Source organism: Microcoleus vaginatus PCC 9802 (assembly GCA_022701275.1).
GTDB classification, from domain to species: domain Bacteria; phylum Cyanobacteriota; class Cyanobacteriia; order Cyanobacteriales; family Microcoleaceae; genus Microcoleus; species Microcoleus vaginatus_A.
Window position 1 is genome coordinate 4,919,501 of record CP031740.1, and the last position, 21,958, is coordinate 4,941,458.

A 21,958-nucleotide genomic window follows, 5' to 3' on the forward strand; every position below is an offset into this window, starting at 1 on the left:
TCGGCAACCAGCAGTGTAGGGGATTTAAGGGATGTAACCGATGGATGTTCGGCCAAGACAAAGATTTTCCCCACTCGCACACTCGAATACTCTGCCAATCCGCCATTACAAGCAATCTGCCTAGTTGCTCGCCAGCCATTGACCAAAAAATCAAATCTGCTTGTATAATCAGAATAGTAGGCAGCGCAGAAACAATTATGGACGAGATCGAGTACGCCAAACTCTATCAAGAACTGGCCGCAATTCTGGATGAGTTGAATTTGGGTTGGGTAGTTCAACAAGTAGCGGATACTGTAGAGATAGGCAAAGTAATAGAAGAGCGATCGCTCAAAAGAAAAACACCCCTGCTCAAGATAGAAGATTATACCGCAAAAGAACAACTTTTGCTGTTAATTGATGCTGTCGAGCAAGCGACTGTGAACACTTCCGAAATGGAAGACGAAATTGCTTATTTCTTGAAAGTAGAATCAGAAACCTCTCCCCTCGGCACAAAAATTACATTTGCGAATTCAGGTGCAGAAACAGCCCAAACAATCGAGTTTACTTCCAGCGTCACAGCCCCCCGTCACAAACAGGCGATCGCCCTCAAGCACTTGCTGGAAAAACTGCCTGCCGGGCCCAGCAACTACGCCATCAATTCCGAAATTAAAAGCAAATTAAAAAGCTCGATCGATCCAGATTTCAACGGACTGGCAGAACAAGCCATAATTTTTGACGCTTACCTATTCACCATCCTGCTCAAAGCAGTTGCGAATGAAGGCGGCAATATTTATTATAACAATGTTTTAGACGACGAAACACCGAAATATTTAACATTTAGAAAAACAGCGGGAAAAATCCACGGAACTGCACATCCATACACTCATGCTGTCGTGGAATTTCCCGACAAACCAGCCCTAGAAGTTCACCTAGGAGTAAAAGTACAAGGTAGAGCCGGAGTTCTGCACAACTGTAACGTTTTAATTTTGTACCAAAAAGAAGCGAATATCTGCCGCTTGCTCAACCGCGAGCCCCGGCACTCGCAAGTAATTTTAGCAGTAAAATCTCAGCACTGCACCTCAGAACTTAAACTAGAAATGGCTGGTGCTTTTATCGGCTTAGCCTCAGACATTCGCTACGAAGGCGGCAGCTATTTCATTTCTAACAGTTACTCCCAACCCATAGCAAAACTGCTAACTACCGCTCGCAAAAAATGGGAACTCAACATTTTTCCTAGAGCCACAAACGATGTCCACCGGCTGATGTACTCGTTTCAAACTATCTTTAAAGACTTTAAGGCCAGAAACTGATTCAGTTAATATCATTTCACCAAAGTCTTGCTACATTTTTTGTGTGGGGTTTCGTTCCACGGGTCTAACCTACTGGCTGATTAAAAAAAAAACTGTTTTTCCGGTAGGGCTGGGAGGGCTAAATTCGAGTTTCCTAGATTGGCCCGGTTATATGTATCGGCTAATGTATCTGTTACATGAGCCAAGAAAATAATCTATCATGTTGCGAGCACCCGAACCTTACGAATAATGTTTAAGAAAGATAAATCTTCCCTGCTGTTTACGATCGGAGCCGCCACACTTCTGATCGGTTTAGGCTTTGTCACCTACTACCTCGTCATCTCCCGTGGGCCCGCCAAAGATTTGCCGGCGGGGGCAACGGTTGTCCCGCAAGATACGATGATGGCCCTCTCCATCAGCACCGATGAATCGCAGTGGAATAGACTGCGAGAGTTTGGCACGCCCGAGTCAAAAGCTTCGTTTGAGAGGTTTTTAAGCGAAATGCGCGATCGCCTCCTCACAAGCAACGGCTACGCCTACCAGCAAGACATTCAACCCTGGGTGGGTAACACAGCAATGGTAGCCTTTCTCCGCAACAAAATAGCTATACCAGCCCCCTCGCCGGCACCCAACGCGCCCCCATCTCCGCCAATTCAACAGTCAGTAGCAATTATCCTGCCAATTGCCAACCCGGTCAAAGCCAAAGAATTATTAACAAAACCCAGACCCCTCAGCCAAGGCAAAATAGTTGAGCGTAATTATAAAGGCGTGCAAGTCACAGAAACTAAAGGCGTACCCGATCGCAATTTCTCCGTCGCGGTATTGGGAACCAAGTATCTAGCAGTCACCACAGATCCTAGCGCTACAGACAGAATAATCGACACCTACAAAGGCGAACCTTCCCTAGCAAAAACCCCTGGCTATGCAGACGCCATAGACAAAATAAAAAGTCCGGGCGCCTTCGGTCAAATCTACGTCAATATGCCCGTTGCCGCCGCCTATGCCGCCGCCAACTCAGCCCGTGAAATTTCGCCAGAAAACCTCGAAAAACTGCAACAAAATCAGGGATTTGCCACCACAGCGACGCTCGATCCAGAAGGGATTGGATTCAAATCAGTCTCTTGGCTAAAACCAGATTCTACCAGAAGGATAGCAGTAGAAAACAATGCTCTAAAAATGGTTAACCGCCTGCCAAACAATACAATAATGATGGTATCCGGCGGCAACTTGCAGCGTTTGTGGCAAGACTACGTATTGGGAGCCGAGGCAAACCCGATTTCCCCGATTAATCCCCAAGTTTTACGCACAGGTTTAAAATCCACTACCGGCATGGATTTAGATAAAGACTTGATGAACTGGATGGCGGGAGAATTTTCTCTATCATTAATACCAGCGCCCGCCCAGAATCCCAGAGACAAATTTGCTGCCGGGTTTGTATTTATGGTGGAAACAAACAACCAGGGCGCCGCCAACAAATCCCTGAAACAGCTTGATGAAACGATGAAAATGAAAGGGTTTAGAGTGGAGGAAATTCAAGTCGGCGGCAAACCGGCGATTAAATGGACATCGCCGTTTGGAGGGATTACGGTAACTCGCGGTTGGATGAACGATGTAGCATTTATGACAGTAGGAGCTCCCATAGTTGATGCGATCGTTCCGGCACCGAAAAGTCCGCTTTTAAGCAGCGAACTGTTCCAGAAAACTGTACGATCGCAACTTAAACCCCACAACGGCAATTTCTTCATCGACATCGAGAGTGCGTTTAACCCGAAAAACCTAGCTTTACCGGAGTTTCCTCCCAGCCAAAAAATGTGGATAGACGCCACGCGGTCGATCGGCGTTACAGCGGCCGTCATTGGCGATCGTACCACCCGTTATGACGCTTTTGTCGGTCTCAAAAAATCCACCCAATCCACTCCTTCACCGCGCCCTGCTTCACCGCGTCCTGCTTCACCGCGCCCTGCTTCTCCCAGTCCCTCGCCCACTGTCCAAACTTCACCCAATTAACTCCTAAATCCTTCCACAAATCCGCCTGCACACCCCCTTAAACACCAACAGGGCGATCGATTAAAACCGAAAAGCAGCCGAGCGAAATCGGCAATAGTGCAGTTGACTACAAGAGGGCAATAGAGCGGGATTTAAGTAGTTTTACTTCACAAAACCTCACACAAAAAAACCCAAAAACCCGGTTTTTTATTTAAATAAACCGGGTTCCTGAACACCCTAACAATTTAAATTACTGAAGAAAAATTTAGAATTCAGGAGCCAGAATCCAGAAGGGATTCTGTGCGACAGGATGGAGAATCGAGGTTTAAAGCCCCCGATTTTAATCGTGGGTCACAAAAAAATATTTCCGTGACCGTTAACCCTCACTTCAGGCATGGGGTATTCTGAATTCAGAATTCTGTCTTCTGACCCCTTCTCATTTCTTCTTTTCATAATTTTAATTTTTGGCAAGTGTATAGTATTTTTTGTTTTGTATAAAATATTTTGGGATGTTTCCGGGTCAGTCTTGGAGGCAGAAACCTAGTTTTTGAACCCCGATACTTCCTTCATACTCTCAATAATAGTTAAAAAACCCGGTTTTTAGGGGTGGGAGTGCCTCTAGGAAGGTCGTTTTTGTTTTTTTTAATATGTCATGCGGAAGAGACAGATCCGATGCCTTTCGAGTTATATTGAGATTGTGGAAAAGATACGCTGAGAAAATTGCAAAAGCAGAGGCAAATTCTACCCATTGACTCCTGAATGCACTGGCAGTCAGAAACCCGGTTGCTTCCTAAATATAGCGTCTTCAACCGTTCCGAACAACCTATGGAGATCGTGGCATTCCTAGTCAGCACCTGTACAACATCGGAACGTGCAGTCAAGCCTCTTAACTGACTACGTTCATCGATGACACTGTGATCTAAATGCCCGCCTTTTGCACTGTCGAAGGCGATTAAGGAACGAGTGGACAGGTTTATAGCTAAGCGTATCGCTTTCCTAACAAGGGAACGTGAACATTGACGATGCAAACCTTACTTAGCAATAAGACCACCAGAATAGCTCACAAATACCCCCTGTAAAAATGAGGGGTAGCTTTCCAATCTTCTACGCAAATTGACCAGACACAGCACAGATGTGCAGATATTTAGTGACACAGCCGTCAACCAACTTTTTTCTACCAAGTCGGTTTCTTTACCTCATTTCTGTGATTTATATTTATTTTACCCATTAAAAACACATGAAAACCGTCACAAATATTCAAAAAAAGTCTAAATTCCTCTCAAAAGCCAGAATAAGCAAACTGACAGTTGCTCTGCAAATAGTCTTAATAAATATTTACTTTTTGCAAGCAAAAGCCGAAGCTCAAACAATTGTTCCAGCGGCGGACGCAACAGGCACTACCGTCACTCCCGCAGCCCAAAACGGAACTCCTGGGCAGCCAAGTCGCTTCGATATTCAAGGCGGAAAATTATCGAGCGATCAACAAAATCTTTTCCACAGCTTTAAAGAATTCGGCTTGTCGGAAAATCAGATTGCCAACTTTATATCAAACCCCAACATTCGCAACATTTTAGCGGGCATAGGCGGCGGCAACCCCTCGATTATTAACGGCTTAATTCAAGTAACCGGCGGCAATTCTAACTTGTTTCTGATGAATCCATCCGGCATCATATTTGGCAACAGTGCTAGTTTAAACGTGCCGGCCTCTTTCACAGCAACCACCGCCACCGCTATTGGATTTGGTGGTTCAAACTCGTTTAACGCCAACGGTAGTAGCACTTACACATCTCTGACAGGCGCGCCGAATTCCTTTACTTTTGGAGCCGATCAAGCAGGGGCAATTATCAGCACGGCAGACTTAGCAGTCAAGTCAGGGCAGAACTTAACCTTGCTCGGCGGTACCGTTGTCAGCACAGGCAGCCTTTCTGCCCCAGACGGTCAAATTACCGTAGCCTCAGTTTTGGGGACAAATTTAGTGCGCGTCAGCCAGCGAGGCAATTTGCTGAGTTTAGAAATCGAGCCGCCCTCAGCGACTAGCAGCACTGAAACAGCGGTAACAGCTTCGGCATTGCCGATCGCATTATTGCCCGAACTGCTCACAGGCATCGGTGAAACAAACGCTACAGGCCTCAGCGTCAATGCCAGCGGTGAAGTGGTACTCACGGCCTCTAACCGAGCAGTAGCTGCGGGGGACGTGGCACTAAAAGATGCAAACGCTCGGGCGATCGACATTCAAGCAGCCAACAGCATTGCAGTCAGCGGAAACCTGACAAGTTCCCAAGGCGGTGCGATCGCCCTAGAAGCTAGTGGTGATATTAGCACTGTCGATATTGACTCCCAATCCGACACCACCGCAGGCGGCAACATCACCGTCACCAGCAGTACAGGAAAAGTAGAAACAGGCAATCTCAACGCAAGCTCGAACGACAAAAACAGCAACGCCGGAGACGTTAGTATTGCAGCACCCTCAAGCAGCATTCAAACAGGGTTCATAGACGCCAACTCCGAAGAAAAACAAGGTGGCGAAGTCACCCTCAACGCCCGCAACGATATCCAAGTAACCCATATCAACACCGAAGGCCGAACAGGCGGAGGAGATATTGACATTACAGCCGGCGGTAATTTCCGAGCTACAGGCACTTTCACAAACGATAACAACTGCTTGTCGCAAGCTTGCAGCATTTCCGCATCCACGACTGGTAGCGCTAATGGTGGAGATATCACCATTCGCCACGGCGGCGAAGCCTCGAACACTCCTTTCGCCGTCGGGCCAGACTATAACAGAGTCAACGGTACTGCTGGCAGCATTGCCACTGGGGGTCCAAAGAAGGAAAATGTGATTACACAGGGAAGTTATTTCAGCCCCGGCCCTCAGATAGTACAGCCGACTCAAATTAACATTACGGCTTCTTCAGTATCGCCAGCACCAACAGCAGCACCAACAGCAGCACCAACAGCAGCACCGACACCAGCGCCAACAGCAGCACCGACACCAGCACCAACACCAGCACCGACGCCAGCACCAACACCAGCACCGACGCCAGCACCGACACCAGCGCCAGCACCAGCACCAGCGCCGGCACCAGCACCAGCGCCGGCACCAGCGCCAGCACCAGCGCCCGCGCCAGCACCAGCACCAACACCAGCACCGACACCCGCACCAGCGCCCGCACCCGCGCCCGCGCCCGCGCCCGCGCCCGCACCCGCGCCCGCGCCCGCACCCGCACCTATCTTTGCACCTGTACCACCGCCGGCACCAGCACCAGCACCCACACCCGCACCAGCGCCGACTCCCCCACAAGCATCCCTACCAGCACCAGCGCCAGCACCAGCACCAGCGCCCGCACCCGCTCCTGAACCAGCGCCAGCACCAGCACCAGCACCCGCTCCTGAACCAGCACCAGCATCCCTACCAGCACCAGCACCCGCTCCTGAACCAGCACCAGCACCAGCACCCGCTCCTGAACCAGCACCAGCACCAGCACCCGCTCCTGAACCAGCGCCAGCATCCCTACCAGCACCAGCACCCGCTCCTGAACCAGCACCAGCACCAGCACCCGCTCCTGAACCAGCGCCAGCACCAGCACCCGCTCCTGAACCAGCGCCAGCACCAGCACCAGCACCCGCTCCTGAACCAGCACCAGCGCCAGCGCCAGCGCCAGCACCGGTCTCAAATTTGCCACCAGCACCGACTATTACTCAAAATCCAGCGGCGGTCTCAAATTTGCCACCAGCGCCGACTATTACTCAAAATCCAGCGTCGGTTTCAAATTTGACACCAGCGCCGACTATTACTCAAAATCCAGCGTCGGTCTCAAATTTGACACCAGCGCCGACTATTACTCAAAATCCAGCGTCGGTCTCAAATTTGCCACCAGCGCCGACTATTACTCAAAATCCAGCGTCGGTTTCAAATTTGACACCAGCGCCGACTATTACTCAAAATCCAGCGTCGGTCTCAAATTTGCCACCAGCACCGACTATTACTCAAAATCCAGCGGCGGTCTCAAATTTGCCACCAGCACCGACTATTACTCAAAATCCAGTGGTTGCGCCTGCTGCTGCGCCGATAAATCTCGCACCGATACCGACACCGGAGATCGCACCCAACCAGCCGCCCAGCACAAATCGTTTATTTTCCGCCAGCTTGCAACAGCAAAACCAGATATCTAATTCCTTGCAACAGCGCAATTCACCTCCCACGTCTCCGAATCTTGAGGCTTCCAAGTTGCCCACCAACGTCGGCGCCGTTATTTTTCCCGTCGAGGAGAGATTTACCAGTGAGTTTGTCGATTACCTAAATTTGCCATCAACAACTGCGATCGCCACCCTAGAAGATGCCCAAAATACCCTTCGCGGTGTCCAACAAGCCACAGGCATCAAACCAGCTCTCATTTATATCAGCTTTGTACCCAGGGGTTCTACAGTCGAGCGGCCTTACAGCAGTTCGTCCATCTTGCGCGTAGAACAGCAAATTCAAGCCTCTGACGAACTGGAAATGATGGTGATCACCCCGGAAGGTGTGCCCGTTCGCCAGCGCATCCCTGGAACCTCTCGCGCCCAGGTAATGGAAGCTGTTCGGAAATTTCGCGATGAACTGACTAATCCGGTAAAGCGCAACACTAAAAGTTATTTGCCCTTGGCTCAGCAACTCTACCAGTGGATGCTAGCGCCGCTCGAAGCAGAACTCCAAGCCAAAGGCATTGAGAATTTATCTTTTATCTCCGATAGGGGGTTGCGATCGATACCGATGGGCGCCCTACACGACGGCAAAGGCTTTCTGGTAGAGCGTTACAGTGTTGGCTCGATGCCGAGTCTGAGTTTGACAGATAGCAGCCCCGCCAATTTCAAAAATACCCAAGTTCTGGCAATGGGGGCGTCGCAATTTCCAGATATGAGTCCTTTACCTGCGGTGGAAATAGAAGTATCGACAATCACGCCGCAGCAGTGGCCGGGTAAGTCTTTCTTGAATGAAGCTTTCACCCTGGCCAATTTGAAATCGCAGCGCCAGCAGCAGCCTTTTGGGATGATTCACTTGGCTACTCACGCCGAATTTCGATCGGGAGATCCTAGCGAATCCTTTATTCAGTTGTGGGAGACTAAATTGCGTTTGGATCAGTTGCGGCAAATGAATTGGCACAGCCCGCAAGTTGAAATGTTAGTTTTGAGCGCTTGCAGGACTGCTGTGGGCGATCGAGAAGCCGAGTTGGGCTTTGGCGGGTTAGCCGTGCAAGCAGGGGTGAAATCGGCTATGGCGACTCTCTGGTATGTCAGCGACGAGGGCAGTTTGGGATTGATGTCGGAGTTTTACGCGCAGTTAAAAACTGCTCCGATTAAAGCAGAAGCGCTGCGGCAAGCGCAATTAGCCATGTTGCGCCAAGAGGTGCGAATTGAAGGGGGGATGCTGCACACTTCTGGTGGGAATCTGCCGCTACCTCCGGAATTGGCAAAGGTGGGGAGTCAGAATTTCTCTCATCCTTATTATTGGTCTGCTTTTAGAATGATTGGCAATCCTTGGTGAGTCGATCGCCCACTCGCACATAAACAACCGTCAACCACTCATAATTGCCACAAAAATTCAAAATCCCAAACCCAAAACTGCCCAACCCCAGTACGATCGATCTAGTTAGCAAAAATAAGTAAAAACACTACCGGAGTAATTTTTATGGATCTGGTCGTACTCCAGAACTGGCTGGACAACATCTCCTTTGCCGTTTTGTTCTCCACAATGCTCATTTACTGGGTTGGCGCAGCATTCCCCGGCATTCCCTACCTGGGGGCCCTAGGCACCGCAGGAATGGCCGTCGCCAACCTATCCATCGCCGCTTTACTCGGTTCTCGATGGATAGAAGCCGGCTACTTCCCCTTAAGCAATCTCTACGAATCCCTATTTTTCCTAGTTTGGGGAATCACCGCCATCCACCTAGTCGCGGAAAACATGAGTCGTTCCCGTTTAGTAGGAGTAGCCACATCCCCCGTAGCAATGGCAATATCCGCCTTTGCAGCCCTGACTCTGCCGGCAACCATGCAATCTGCAGAGCCCCTAGTACCCGCCCTCAAATCAAACTGGCTGATGATGCACGTTAGCGTCATGATGCTCAGTTACTCAACTTTAATGGTAGGAGCGCTACTGGCGATCGCCTTTTTAATCGTCACCCGCGGCCAAAAAATCGAACTCACCGGTAGTTCCTTCGGCACCAACAGCAACCGCAACACCAACTACCGCCTCCAACGCCCTCAAAACCCCGAACCTCAAATTGCAGAAACCAGCGCCGACAGCGCATTAGTTTTCAGCGAACCCTCTTTCAACTCCAACAATAATGGTTTGGGCACCACCGCAGTGCTCGAATTAGCAACCGTTCAAACCCCATCAACCGCCCCAACTCAAACCGCAGAACTTCTCTCGCCCCAGCGATTGAATCTAGCAGAAACTCTTGATAACATTAGCTATCGCATCATCGGTTTAGGATTCCCCTTACTGACAGTTGGCATTATTGCCGGTGCGGTTTGGGCTAACGAAGCTTGGGGTTCATACTGGAGTTGGGACCCGAAAGAAACTTGGGCGCTAATTACTTGGTTGGTATTTGCTGCCTACTTGCACGCCCGCATTACTCGTGGCTGGCAGGGAAGACGCCCAGCAATTTTAGCAGCCACAGGTTTTGTGGTAGTTTGGATTTGCTATCTAGGCGTTAATCTGTTAGGCAAAGGTTTACATTCCTACGGTTGGTTTTTCTAATTCCTGATCCACCAATCAGCTACAGAAGAACAGGATAAGTCAAAGAATCGGGATTAATATCATCTCCGGTTGTAGGGTGGGCAATTCCCACCTTACTCAACCAGCGAGATTCTAATAATTAATTCCCTCTTCCTTCTTCCCTTTTTTTACCCGCTCGCGAAGTCGAAGGGCCTTCTTCCTTCTTATAACTTCGGTCTTCCTCACCTCCGTTACATCCGTTACATCCGTTACAAAATCCGTTGCCGAACTTCCTTCATTCATTAAAATAAGGACAATTAATATGGACGAATCGAAAATATTTCCCCAAGAAAACGATGTTGTGTCTGCCCCTACCAGCGCTTTGATGTATCAATGTACATTCAAAGTCAGCGAATTTATGGCCATTATGCAGTCAAAATTGGTAGACGAAAAATTATTTTCAGACGGTCTGGATTGCGAGCTATTAAGTGCTGGCAAAGACTGGACTAAAGGAAAACTTAGAATGCGTCTGGAGTTCATTCCGCTCGAACCTGAAATCAAAGAACAAAAAGCCCTTCCTGCCGCTGCTGAAAGATCAGACACCGTTCAAAACTACGCCGTAGATACCTCAACTCAAACCGATATAGATGAGCCATTAAATCAATGTGACTCAACACAAATAAGTAATCATTTTCCTATTTCTAGGTATCCAGACCGCGATCCCCAAAGTATAGGAATGTGGAGCTAGGAAGGCAAAGACTGAGAGATTGGGAGAGGGGGATGCTTCCCCTTCTTTGCTCAAAATCCATCGGTTAAATCCAGTACACTGCTCGTTGTCTAACTTCCTTATTTTTGCTTAATGAAAAACTACTCTCATGGCTGAATCTTCCAATTGGATCCACCTGCACGCTCAAGTTCACAGGACGCTGCTTTACCGACAAATATTGCCATCAAATCAGCGCTTGCTAGTAGCAGTATCCGGCGGACAAGATTCTCTGTGTTTAATTAAATTACTCCTAGATTTGCAGCCAAAATGGGGGTGGAACCTAGCGATTGTTCACTGCGATCATCGTTGGCGTTCTGACTCCCAAGCGTCGGCCAATCATGTAGAACAATTAGCTAGAAACTGGGGAATATCCTACTATGTGGAAACAGCCTCGGACATCCCCACAACAGAAGCCGCCGCCAGAAAGTGGCGATATCAAGCTTTAACCGAAATTGCGATCGCCCATAACTACCCCTACATTGTTACAGGCCACACAGCCAGCGATCGCGCCGAAACACTTCTCTACAACCTGATTCGCGGCAGTGGCGCCGACGGACTTTCTGCCCTCACCTGGAGGCGGCCACTGCTCGATTTTCGATTGCCGATTTTAGATTTTAGATTGGGGAATGCCGGCGAAAATCCCAACTCCCAAATATCTGCCGATTTGAGATTGGAAAATCAGGCGGAAAATTCCCAATCGAAAATCCAAAATCTAAAATCTAAAATCTATTTAGTTCGTCCCTTGCTGGAAATAACTCGATTGCAAACAGGTCAATTTTGTCAAGAGCAAAAATTACCAATTTGGGAAGATTCCACAAATCAAAACTTGCAATATAGTCGCAACCGGATTCGAGCGGAATTATTGCCTTATTTGGAAACTCATTTCAACCCAAAAGCCCAACAAGCGCTAGCTCAAACAGCCGAACTCCTCCGTGCGGACGTAGAATATCTCGAACTTGCAGCCAGCGACTTGCTACAGCGAGCAATGTCTCCAGTTGCAGACAGCCCGCAGGTGAATTTTCAACTTCCCGTCAAGTTAAATCGCCCGATTTTGCGGGAAGCACCCCTGGCCTTGCAGCGACGCGCAATGCGGCAACTACTGCAACAAATATTGCCCTCAGCACCCAGCTTTGAAAGCGTAGAAAAACTTACCCACTTAATCGTAGCGCCCAACCGATCGCAAACTGATCCATTTCCTGGAGGAGCGATCGGTCGAGTCGAACACCCTTCGATAATTTTAGATATTAAATTTTAAGCTGTTATCAAAGCCGAAAGGACTTGCCGTAGATCAGAAACTACCCGATCTTGCTCGTCTCCCGTCTGCTGCACCCGATCGAGTTCCCCCGCTACCGCTTCGAGCTTTTGGCGTAGCCCATTCAAATTGTCCTGCACGGGCTGCAACATTTCTTGATAAACATTCACTCTGCCCCAGAGTTGCGCCACTGCACCTTTCTGGTTGAACAAATTCTGCTCTAACTGCTTGAGTTCGTAGCGTTTCGCCTCACTTTCCCCATTTTGGCGGTTGACATTTGCCTCAATTTGGGATACGGCTTCCCGCACCTGCTGAATTTCGTTTTCCAGTCTTTGCAATTCTTGGCTTTGCTGCTGCCGCTGAGTATTGAGCTGTGCCACAATCGGCCCCAAATCAATATCTCCTCGCTCCTGTTTTGGAGCATTAGCAGTACCCAGTCGCCGCCACAGCACCGCCTGATGCTGCTTTAAAACATCTTCCCGTTCCTGCAACCGGAGGCGCTGTCCCACCAGAGTTTCGTTTAACATCTGATAACTTTCGAGTTCATCTGCCATTTCGTTTTCTAAAGCCATGCGATCGTACTCGCTAGCAGCTTGAATTTTCCCTTGCAGTTCCTCGATTGTCTCCCGCTGCAGAGTCAACTCCTCCTCTTGATCGTTAACAAACCGGAACACCTTTTCCAAATCCTCTTGCAGGTGTTGCACCAGCCCCTGTAACTCATCAACAGGCATCTTCTCCAAAGCTGACACATCTACTTTTTGCTCCGTACCAGCAGCACCCGAAGCAGATGCGAGCCTGGAAACTTGCTGGTAAAGCTCCTCAACAGCCCGCACCTGCAAAGACACGGACTGAGCCTGGTCCTGCTTAGCGCTAAGGGTACTTTGCTGCCCTTTAAGCTCCGCCCGAGCTTGCGCCAAAGCTTCTTGAGATTGGTACCACTCTTGCCAGCGGTTTTGGAGGCTCTGATTTTGTCGATCGACCTCTTCTTGTTGCTGTTGAGCTATGCTCTGTTTTTGCTCCAACTGCTGCCAGTGCTGATCCAGAATTGCCTGCTGAGCGCCCACCGCACCAAAAGACTGATTCAGTTGTTCCCGCACCCCTTGGGCCGAAGCAATTGCCCCTCCCAGCTTCTGCATCAACTCCTGAATCCTCTGCGTCTGCTGCTCATCAACTACTGCCCCCTGCGGAACCTCAGACTGCTGCTGGGCCACCCGTTGCTGCTCGCCCCGCAACTGTTCCCAAGCCGTCTCAATTTCCACGCGACTGCGATCGACTTCTTCTCGCAGTCGGTTAGCTTCATCTCGAGTATTTTCAATTTCCGAGCGCTGAGCCTCCAGCCGCTCCAACTCCTCTTCCATTTGAGCTAACTGCTCTTCGCGGGCTTGCATTTCCATTTCCCGGCGATTGAGTTCCTGACTCGAAAACGTCAGAGAAGCCTTCCACTGTTCAATTTCCTCTTCCTTATCCTTAAACTTGTCCTGCAATCGCGAGAAATTTTGCAGAATGCTCACCAACTGGCGGGCCGCCTCCTGAATCCGCTGCACTTGCTTGTTAGCGCTCAACTCAACCAGCACCAGCGTGCCGTCGTTAAACTTATTAGCTTCCTCAACTGGGATCGCGTCATCGCCTGGTACGGCGCTCCAGTTATGTTCGCCCCGCTGACAAGCTAGCAGTTTCAGTTCAGCCTTACCGCCACCGAGACCAAAGCCGCTTCTCTGTTTTTGTACTTCCGCTAGATACAGCACACTAATAGTCCTCTGCTTCGTAAAACCTATCCCAACTTACTTTAAGTTACTTAAAGGCCTAAAAGATAAGTGGTGTTTACTTCCTACGCTGTTGGGTAGACGGCTAATCCCAACATAAGTAGGCTATCCCCCTTAAGCCAAAGGTTCTTGACTAAACATAACACTGCGTGTGATCTTTAGTCAACTTACCTAAAGTAAACAAGTATAGGCAAGTAAGGATAACTTTTTGCCACTTAAGTCTTACTTTTTGGTATCGTTTGCCCAATCGGGGGATAGCATTTTTTTCTAACTTTAGCAGCAATCAGGCATAGCAGGTTCTCACGGGAGAACTTCCAGAAAGTACGGCCGTCGCCAGTTGTCTGGAGGAATGAGAGACCAGTACCAATGCCGCTTGATTAAAGACTAGTAAAACTGCGGAGACTGCCATAGCCCAAACCTGAGAAAGGTCAGTCCTTGAACCTCCCCACGTCTAAAGCCTGGAGATTCTTGCCCACCTTCAAGACGACAACGGGACATTCAAATATCCCTCTCTTGACTCAAAGAACTTTACTTCTCCCGGAGTGCAGACTTGGTGAGTTCTTCATATTTTTAAGGTAACGTGACCTATGCTGCAATTATTTGCCCTTTAACTATTCCGAATTAATCGGATTAGTGCGTTGCCGGGGTTGCTCGCCGTCTAGGATATTTCAATGGGTTGAAAGTTATTCTTTCTCTGGCGAATCGCTCTGTGCCAATTATACCACTGTGGTTTTAGCAACACAATCGTTTCACGAGACTTAAAAGTCCCTACCTACTGGTCGCTAGGTCTAAATCCCCATGTCGTTAGCCCAGGGCTTGCCTCTGGCCTTTCGATTCAAAATTTTGTATTGATTTTACAACGCTTCTTTAGTTATGGGTGGATCGTGAGAAAAGCCGTTGCAGCCCCCAAGCCTGCGCCCTGCTTCGGCGGACTAGGGATTTGAACCGCGCTGCCTTAGAATAGGGTAATGACGCGAGCCTATGACGCTCGCCGCAGGCGAGCAAAAAGGTCGATCGGCACTGAGGGTTTTCCTGACAATTGCCAACCAAGGTTCATTTTGACTGCACCTGATTTTAGGGCTGTGGCAAACCCAAAAAAACCTCGATCGCAACTCATCCAACCCAACAGACTAGCCTCAAGTTCCCATCGGACCTTGATCGGCACTTGCTGCTGGTAGCAGCGGTAAAACCAGAAAATCCTCGGTATTTTGAAGTTGACCTACGCCAAGATGTGTTGGATAAACTGACGGCATACTCAGCCAAAAACTTCAAAACTTTGGCCATCGAAGACTTGAACCAGTCGGGAATGCCAGCGTTGCACACTCGAAGAACCCGTGCAATCGTGCGATGTGGATTCTACGAGTTTAGGCAACAGTGGGAATACAAGGTGAAACTCTACACTTAGAGAAGGCCGCGAGTTTCGCGGTTTCAGCTTGTGGACTGGTAGCGCGACCGAGGAGCGGCAGCAAGTATCGCCCTTTCGTCAATTCCCAATTGTGAGATCGGCATCAGCGCGTAAATTATTGACGGAAACTAAAGTCAATTTTTTCGCCAGCACACAGTCTTTCCGAGCTCAGACGCCAACGGTTTTAAGGAGGACACTTTAGCTGCATGCAGGGAAATTTGAGTGAAATAGACATCCGCAGCATCCTGCAATTGATTGAGTTAGGTCAGCGAACCGGAGAACTGTTCGTAGAGGCCTACACCTCCACCGGCAGCAGCACGGGTACTCAACCTACCCAGCGCTCCCTTGCAGGACAATCCTGGTATGTCTTCTGCTTCAACGGTCAGATTATTTACGCTACCCAGAGTGCGGGCAGTTTGTTTCGGTTGCGCGACTACCTGCGCCGCTACAAAGCAGATACCGCCCTCGACAAAATCCAAGTTCCCTATATGGCATCTACCAATGCCCCAGAATACGGCTACCTATGGGCCCTGCTAGAAAACCACATCCTCACCCCAGCTCAAGGGCGCAACATCATCCAGAGCATGATCCACGAAACCCTATTTGACTTGCTGAGTCTCCACCAGGGTTCCTTCACTTTTGAAATGGGCCCAGCTTTGGCTCCTCAACTGACCAGCTTAGAAATTAGCTCGCTGCTGGCCAAGATTGTCAAACAGGTGCAGCAGTGGAAGCAGTTTCACCCTCACATTCAGTCGCCCAACCAATGCCCGGTGATTTCCGACCCCTCCGAGCTGCGAGTCGCGCTGCCTGTCAATACCTTTAATACTCTCAGACGCTGGGCCGACGGGCACACTTCGATCCGCCAAATGGCGCGCTACCTCAACCGAGACGTGCTCACTGTCGCTAAGGCGATTTACCCATTTGTGCAGCAGGGATTGGTGCAAGTATTTTACGAACCCTCTGTTACCCCGACCAACAACAAAAAAGAATGGTCGTCCCCAGAAACCAAGGTTCCCAGAGTTGTCTGTATTGACGACGACAATATTATTCGCAAAACAGTCGAGTCAATTTTAAATGAATACGGTTACGAAGCTACTACGATCGGCAATCCCCTCCAAGCATTGAGTTTGGTGTTTCAACTCAAACCCGATTTAATTCTGTGTGACATCGCCATGCCGGAACTCGATGGCTACGAAATTTGCGCTATGCTGCGTAGTTCTAGCGCTTTCCGGCAGACGCCGATCGTTATGCTGACGGGCATCGACGGATTTATCGACCGCGTTAAAGCCCGCATGGCCGGAGCTACAGACTTTTACACCAAACCTTTTGGTGAAAGCGAGTTATTGATGCTGGTAGAAAAATATGTGGGACCGGGCTACCCTCGGGTCAATCTCTCGGAAAGATTATTAGACCGCTCACTAGAAGACCAATTAGAAGAAAAATAAATTTTGCACCGATGGCATTATTGGAGCTTTCTTGTACCTGCAGTTAAATCAAGTCTTGGCCGCCACAAAGAGAAAGCTCGCGGACAGGATTGGCGATCGCACCATAAACTAGAATGTATAAATCCGCGCCCTGGCATGAGGGCGTCGGTAAAACTCTGTTCAATTTCTCGACCCAAGTGGGTCTAACACGCTCAAAGTGCAAATATAATATACTTGTTCTCCACTTGCAGCCGCTCCGAAAAACTGATGGGCAGAGCTACTCATTACTAGGTATTTCTGTACAAAGTCAGAGAGTGCATTCTCAGTCTTAAGTGACTCCGTTCATGATTGTCGCGACACTAGCCATGTCAACAACTCCTCGCTAATCCGAGTATCGGTTTAGCATTTATCGCAAAAATTACCCAGAGTTTTACCACTTGAGACGGCGGTGGGAGTACAAAGAGAAGTTTTAGGGGTTCCCAATTAATTGTTCGTAGTCGATTTGAGCTAATTTGTAAGCAAAGGTCGCGCGAATTATTGATTGCAGTCAATTATGGACGGAGCAAATTTATTGCCAAGCACCTCCGGCAGTCGCGCCATTCACCCCTTGGCTGTGTCAAGCTTGGCTGTGTCAAGTTTCGACCATCGAAGTTTCGATCGGGTTCTTCTTGGCGGGAAGCCTCAACAATTTGCTAGAAATGCAGGTGTCAGAATTATGATTAGCGGTAGCCCAGACTTTATATTACCAGGACTAGGGGTAGATCCGGCTCCGGAATTCCAAGAACTAGAAACTCCCGAAGGTGAGCTGCACCTGCGGTTCTACGTTCCTTCGGGGAACGAGTTCGCACTGCCAGCGACAGGGATTAGAGAGGTACTATCCCCGTCCCCAGACCGTATGACACCGATCCCCAACGTTTCCTCTTTGCTTTTAGGTACGCTAAATATGAGAGGACGAGTGATTTGGGTGGCAGACCTCGGCCAATTTCTGGGAGACCAAACACCTCTGAACACAGATAGACCCGAAATCCCGATCGTGGCTGTGGAAGACCAAGACACGATTTTGGGGCTGGCAGTCGATCGAATTGTGGGGATGGACTGGCTCGACGTAGAGCAACTGCACTCTCAGAACAATGCACCAGACGGCATGATTCCATTTCTGAGGGGAGAATGGATGTTAGGTGCACCAGCTCAGAAAGTGCTCCGACTGCTAGATCAAGTGAAAATTCTGCGCTCGGCGCGGTGGGCAGCGTGAAATCGATTTTAGATTTGCGATTTGCGATTTTCGATTGGGGTCTAACCATCAACAGTCACACGACTTGAGGCGGGCATCTAAACATTCAATTCAAGATAATAAAAATCAAAAATCTCAAATCTAAAATCTAAAATCCAAAGAGGGCGGCAAATGGCAACAAGTACCAACTTTCAGCAGGACTACCAACGGGCAGAAGCGGCCTACATGGATGGCAATTATTCAGAAGCCGCAGCCCTAGTTTATCAATTAGTAGAAGATTTTCCCGAAGATCCCAGCGCTCGCCTGCTGTGCGGACACATTTACTGCTACGGACTGCAACAGTATGAGGTGGCGCGGGAACAGTACACGGTTGTGCTAGGCCTGAGTGACGACCCGAGTTTGGTGGAACACGCTCACAACGGAATTACCTACACAGACCAATTTTTATCTGGAGAGCTGCAAACGGAAAATTTCGAGGCTTTGTCTGCTGAAACTGAATTAGAATTCTACCCAGACTTATCTCTTGATGAAGGGTTAGAAGACCCGGATTTGGGACTTTTCCAAGGAAATTCCCCATCCCTTTCCTATAGAAGTCAATCCTCAGACGACATGGAAAACGAGGACTTGGCAGACTTGGGCATGAGTGGCTTGGGGTGGGAAGCAGAAGACGACGATCGCGCCGGCCCTGTCTCAGATTTAACCTCACATTCTAACCCGTTTGCTGGCGACAGCGGCGGAATGGCAGCTTATGCTGAGACCTCCGACTCGCTAGACATAGACGAGTTTGCCGACTCGGACTTTGGAGACCCTTTTGCCTTAGATGATGGAGGGTTTGATGCTGCTGACGTGTCTAGCAGCAAAGTGTCTGGGAAAAGCGGACCTTACTCAGGAGATTCGTTTTCAGAAGCTCCGACTCAGATGCTCAACGGTCAAAGTTTTGCCTCTTCAGAAACCGGGAATTCCTTCGACTCGAACCAACTAGACTCCCCCATCGGGCCCTCGGACAATTTTGGCGAACCTTTTGCTGCGCTCGATTTGCCAGACGAATTCGACGATAACTCCGACTACGACTACCAATCCCCGCCCCAGAGTGGCCAAAATTACGGTCATAACGCACCTCTGGCCGAAGAAGAAGACCCGTTCGCCGAAGCGATGCCCTCGTCGGGTTTCGGGTCTTCTCGACCTCAAAACAAGCAGCCGAATAACGGGTCGGACTACTCGTCAAACTATTCCTTGGCGGAAGACGAAACGCTGTTGATGGGAGGTGCTGTCCCTAACTCTCAAAGTCAAAGGTCGAGCCGCGGACAATTTAATTCAGTCGATCAACCTTCCGCCAACAGCAACGGTTACAGCGACTCGGAACCCCCGGCATTTGGCTCTAGAGACAACTTCGAGTTAGATGCTTTTGATGATGATGCTTTTAGCGATTCTTTCTCTTTCGACGAAAACGAACAAGCGACAGCTTTCGGAGCGTCCGACAAGAACAACAGCGGCTGGTCGTCAAAAGCTGGGAACGCTCAAGAACACAGCGACTTTTTAGACGAATTTGACGAATTTGACGATTTGGGCAATTTGCCGGACTTTGATATCTCAGAAGATGCCACCAGTTCGATCTTGACTAGAGGTAACACCAATTTCGGCAACTCGACCAGCGGCATGATGGGAACGACAGGCAGCAGCCTGGACTTTGACAACAGCGATGGCTCAGCAATTCGGGATGACGAGATATTTAGCATAAACGGCCCGGCTGATGCGTCTGTGCCGAGTTTTGCTCCCACAGAAACAGAAGCGGTCGATACTTCGGTCACGGTAGAACAGGGGGGACTGGCTTTCTTGGAAAATGCCCCTTTGTTTACAAAACAGTTGTACACCGCAATCGGGGCGGGACTGGTTTCTCTGGTAGCTGTGGCTTTCGTCACCAACATTGCCTCCTATCAAGCTCTGCGGCAAGACAAACCCGAGGCGATCGTTTACCTGCGCCAAACAGGCTGGGTAATGACCGCAGCCGCAGGCTTTACGAGCTTTTTAACTTCTTGGGGTATCGGCCAGTTGATCGCCAAGCAGGTACGCAAGTCGTCGGATAATTTGCAAGCTCAGTTCGATGCCGTATCTCAAGGAACTTTGGATGCTCGAGCTACGGTTTACTCGGAAGATGAATTTGGTAAAATGGCTGCTAAATTCAACCACATGGCCAAGGTCATCCAAACCACGATTAGCGATACCAGGCGCAAGTCTGACGAGCAGGAACAGGCAAAAGAAGACTTGCAGCGCCAAGTGATTCGCTTGCTAGACGACGTGGAAGGAGCAGCCCGGGGTGACTTGACGGTGACTGCGGAAGTGACCGCAGACGTTTTGGGTGCTGTTGCTGACTCGTTTAACTTGACAATTCAAAATCTGCGCGAAATTGTCCATCAGGTGAAGCAGGCGGCTCGGGAGGTCAGCAAAGGCGCTACGGATAGTGCTAAGTTTGCGGGCGATTTGTCTTCCGACGCGCTGCGGCAAGCTGAGGAACTGGCGGCAACGCTGAATTCCGTGCAAGTCCTCACCGACGCGATTCAGCGGGTCGCAGAGAGCGCTAGAGAGGCGGAAGAAGTAGCCCGGGGCGCCGCGGCAACGGCTCTGAAAGGGGGCGAGGCTGTGGAGCGGACGGTGGCCGGGATTTTGGAAATTCGAGAAACAGTAGCAGAAACCACCAGAAAAGTCAAGAGGTTGGCAGAAGCTTCTCAAGAAATTTCTAAGATTGTGGCTTTAATTGCGACGATCGCCTCCCGGACGAATTTGTTGGCCCTCAACGCCAGTATTGAGGCGGCGAGAGCTGGCGAAGCGGGCAGGGGTTTCGCGATCGTGGCAGACGAGGTGCGACAATTGGCAGACCGATCGGCGAAGTCTTTGAAAGAAATCGAACAGATCGTGATGCAAATTCAAAGCGAAACCGGCGCGGTAATGACGGCGATGGAAGAAGGGACGCAGCAGGTTATTGAGGGAACAAGATTGGCAGAACAGGCGAAGCGATCGCTTGAAGATATCATTCAAGTAACTAACCGAATTGACGTGCTAGTGCGATCGATTACTGCCGATACTGTAGAGCAAAACGAAACAGCTCGCGCCGTAGCTTCTGTGATGCAGGCTGTCGAGTTGACAGCTCAGGAAACGTCACAAGAAGCGCAGCGAGTTTCCGGTGCTTTGCAAAACTTGGTAGGCGTTGCTCGTGACCTTTTGACATCGGTGGAAAGATTCCGAGTAGAAACAGCAGAAAGACAATAATTAAGTGTCTAATGCTTGTTTTGCTGCCTGATTTACCAGCACGTTGGTCGGACAACGATGCCAGACCAAAAGCAACCTCGCAGTCTTGAAACCGCTGTGAGGCTGCTAATTCAACACCTAAACAAAGTAGGAGTTGCACAGATGGACGATAACAGAGTAGAGGTAATACCGGGCATCTTGGGTGAAGTTAAGCCGACGGGCTGTATTATCTCTACCTTAACTAAATCAAGCAGGGGCTATGGCAATAAAAGACTTAGCATTAACTGTGAAGGGAAAACGTTTACTGTCCACCGTTTAGTATTAGAAGATTCATTAGGTCGGCGGATCAGCTCCGAATACTTTGCTTGCCCTACTGGCGAGGTTCGCAACTCCATTAATCATAACCCTTTGGGGGAAGGCTTTAGGCGGAAAAATTCTCAACCTAGGTTGAAAAAAGGACGTATTAAAAATGTCAGAAGTACATCAGCGCCGAAACCTCAAAAACAACTGCGAGACCAAGAAATAATTCCCGGTATTCGACCCCAAATACAGCCCAACGGCTGCATGATTTGTACCTGGGCTAAAACAAGTGATGGTTACGCCATTAAAGGTACTAAAATTAAGGGCCAAACAAAAAGTTTCTACGCTCACAGACTTGTACGGGAACACAAACTGGGAAAGCCTGTCAAACCCAGTTATTTTGCTTGGCACAGTTGCGACGATCGCGGTTGTATCAATCCCGACCATTTGCGGGAAAAAACCCCCGCCGATAACTCCCGCGATGCCAAGCGAAAAAAACCGCTTTCCTTTCCTTCCATCTGTCCACCGCAAACTAAAACCCGAAAAGGTGCGGGAGATTCGCTATCTTTTAAGTGAGGGCATATCGAAAACAAAAAAAGCCAGGACATTTGCCATATCTCGCAGTC

At 49.4% G+C, this 21,958-nt stretch carries 12 protein-coding genes; 11 read left to right on the plus strand and 1 reads right to left on the minus strand.

Going from position 1 to position 21,958, the window contains the following annotated elements; all coding sequences use genetic code 11:
• The first annotated feature begins 197 nt into the window (after nt 1–197).
• The 6 genes from D0A34_20075 (at nt 198) to tilS (ending at nt 11,969) form a co-directional block, all read left to right on the plus strand.
• Nucleotides 198–1,289 carry a hypothetical protein gene (locus tag D0A34_20075; protein UNU22388.1) on the plus strand — a complete coding sequence of 364 codons (1,092 nt, stop codon included), beginning with the start codon at nt 198–200 and terminating at the stop codon, nt 1,287–1,289.
• 228 nt (nt 1,290–1,517) lie between these two features.
• Nucleotides 1,518–3,275 carry a DUF3352 domain-containing protein gene (locus D0A34_20080; GenBank protein UNU20863.1) on the plus strand — a complete coding sequence of 586 codons (1,758 nt, stop codon included), beginning with the start codon at nt 1,518–1,520 and terminating at the stop codon, nt 3,273–3,275.
• A gap of 1,216 nt (nt 3,276–4,491) precedes the next feature.
• A complete protein-coding gene (locus D0A34_20085) occupies nt 4,492–8,775 on the plus strand; it encodes a CHAT domain-containing protein (GenBank protein ID UNU20864.1) in 4,284 nt (1,427 codons plus the stop codon).
• Between the two features lie 144 nt (nt 8,776–8,919).
• Nucleotides 8,920–9,990, plus strand: a complete 1,071-nt coding sequence (gene ccsB, locus D0A34_20090) for a c-type cytochrome biogenesis protein CcsB (GenBank protein ID UNU20865.1) — start codon at nt 8,920–8,922, stop codon at nt 9,988–9,990.
• 280 nt (nt 9,991–10,270) lie between these two features.
• Nucleotides 10,271–10,696 (plus strand): KGK family protein, encoded by a 426-nt coding sequence (locus D0A34_20095; GenBank protein UNU20866.1) that lies wholly within the window; start codon nt 10,271–10,273, stop codon nt 10,694–10,696.
• Nucleotides 10,697–10,823: 127 nt separating this feature from the next.
• On the plus strand, nt 10,824–11,969 hold the full coding sequence (gene tilS, locus D0A34_20100) for a tRNA lysidine(34) synthetase TilS (GenBank protein ID UNU20867.1): 1,146 nt from the start codon (nt 10,824–10,826) through the stop codon (nt 11,967–11,969).
• Here tilS and D0A34_20105 read toward each other — a convergent pair.
• Nucleotides 11,966–13,711 (minus strand): hypothetical protein, encoded by a 1,746-nt coding sequence (locus tag D0A34_20105; protein UNU20868.1) that lies wholly within the window; start codon nt 13,709–13,711, stop codon nt 11,966–11,968. The genes tilS and D0A34_20105 overlap by 4 nt on opposite strands.
• Before the next feature lie 1,183 nt (nt 13,712–14,894).
• Here D0A34_20105 and D0A34_20110 point away from each other — a divergent pair.
• From D0A34_20110 to D0A34_20130, 5 genes are all read left to right on the plus strand, one after another.
• Entirely contained in the window at nt 14,895–15,134 is a 240-nt protein-coding gene (locus D0A34_20110; GenBank protein UNU20869.1) for a hypothetical protein, read from the plus strand.
• Between the two features lie 206 nt (nt 15,135–15,340).
• Nucleotides 15,341–16,579 (plus strand): response regulator, encoded by a 1,239-nt coding sequence (locus D0A34_20115; protein UNU20870.1) that lies wholly within the window; start codon nt 15,341–15,343, stop codon nt 16,577–16,579.
• Nucleotides 16,580–17,276: 697 nt separating this feature from the next.
• Nucleotides 17,277–17,810: a chemotaxis protein CheW gene (locus D0A34_20120; protein ID UNU22389.1), complete on the plus strand. Its 534-nt coding sequence runs from the start codon at nt 17,277–17,279 to the stop codon at nt 17,808–17,810.
• 150 nt (nt 17,811–17,960) lie between these two features.
• The gene (locus D0A34_20125; GenBank protein ID UNU20871.1) at nt 17,961–21,053 is read left to right on the plus strand and encodes a methyl-accepting chemotaxis protein; all 3,093 of its coding nucleotides are present in this window, start codon (nt 17,961–17,963) and stop codon (nt 21,051–21,053) included.
• Between the two features lie 15 nt (nt 21,054–21,068).
• On the plus strand, nt 21,069–21,908 hold the full coding sequence (locus D0A34_20130) for an HNH endonuclease (protein ID UNU20872.1): 840 nt from the start codon (nt 21,069–21,071) through the stop codon (nt 21,906–21,908).
• Nucleotides 21,909–21,958: the final 50 nt, after the last annotated feature.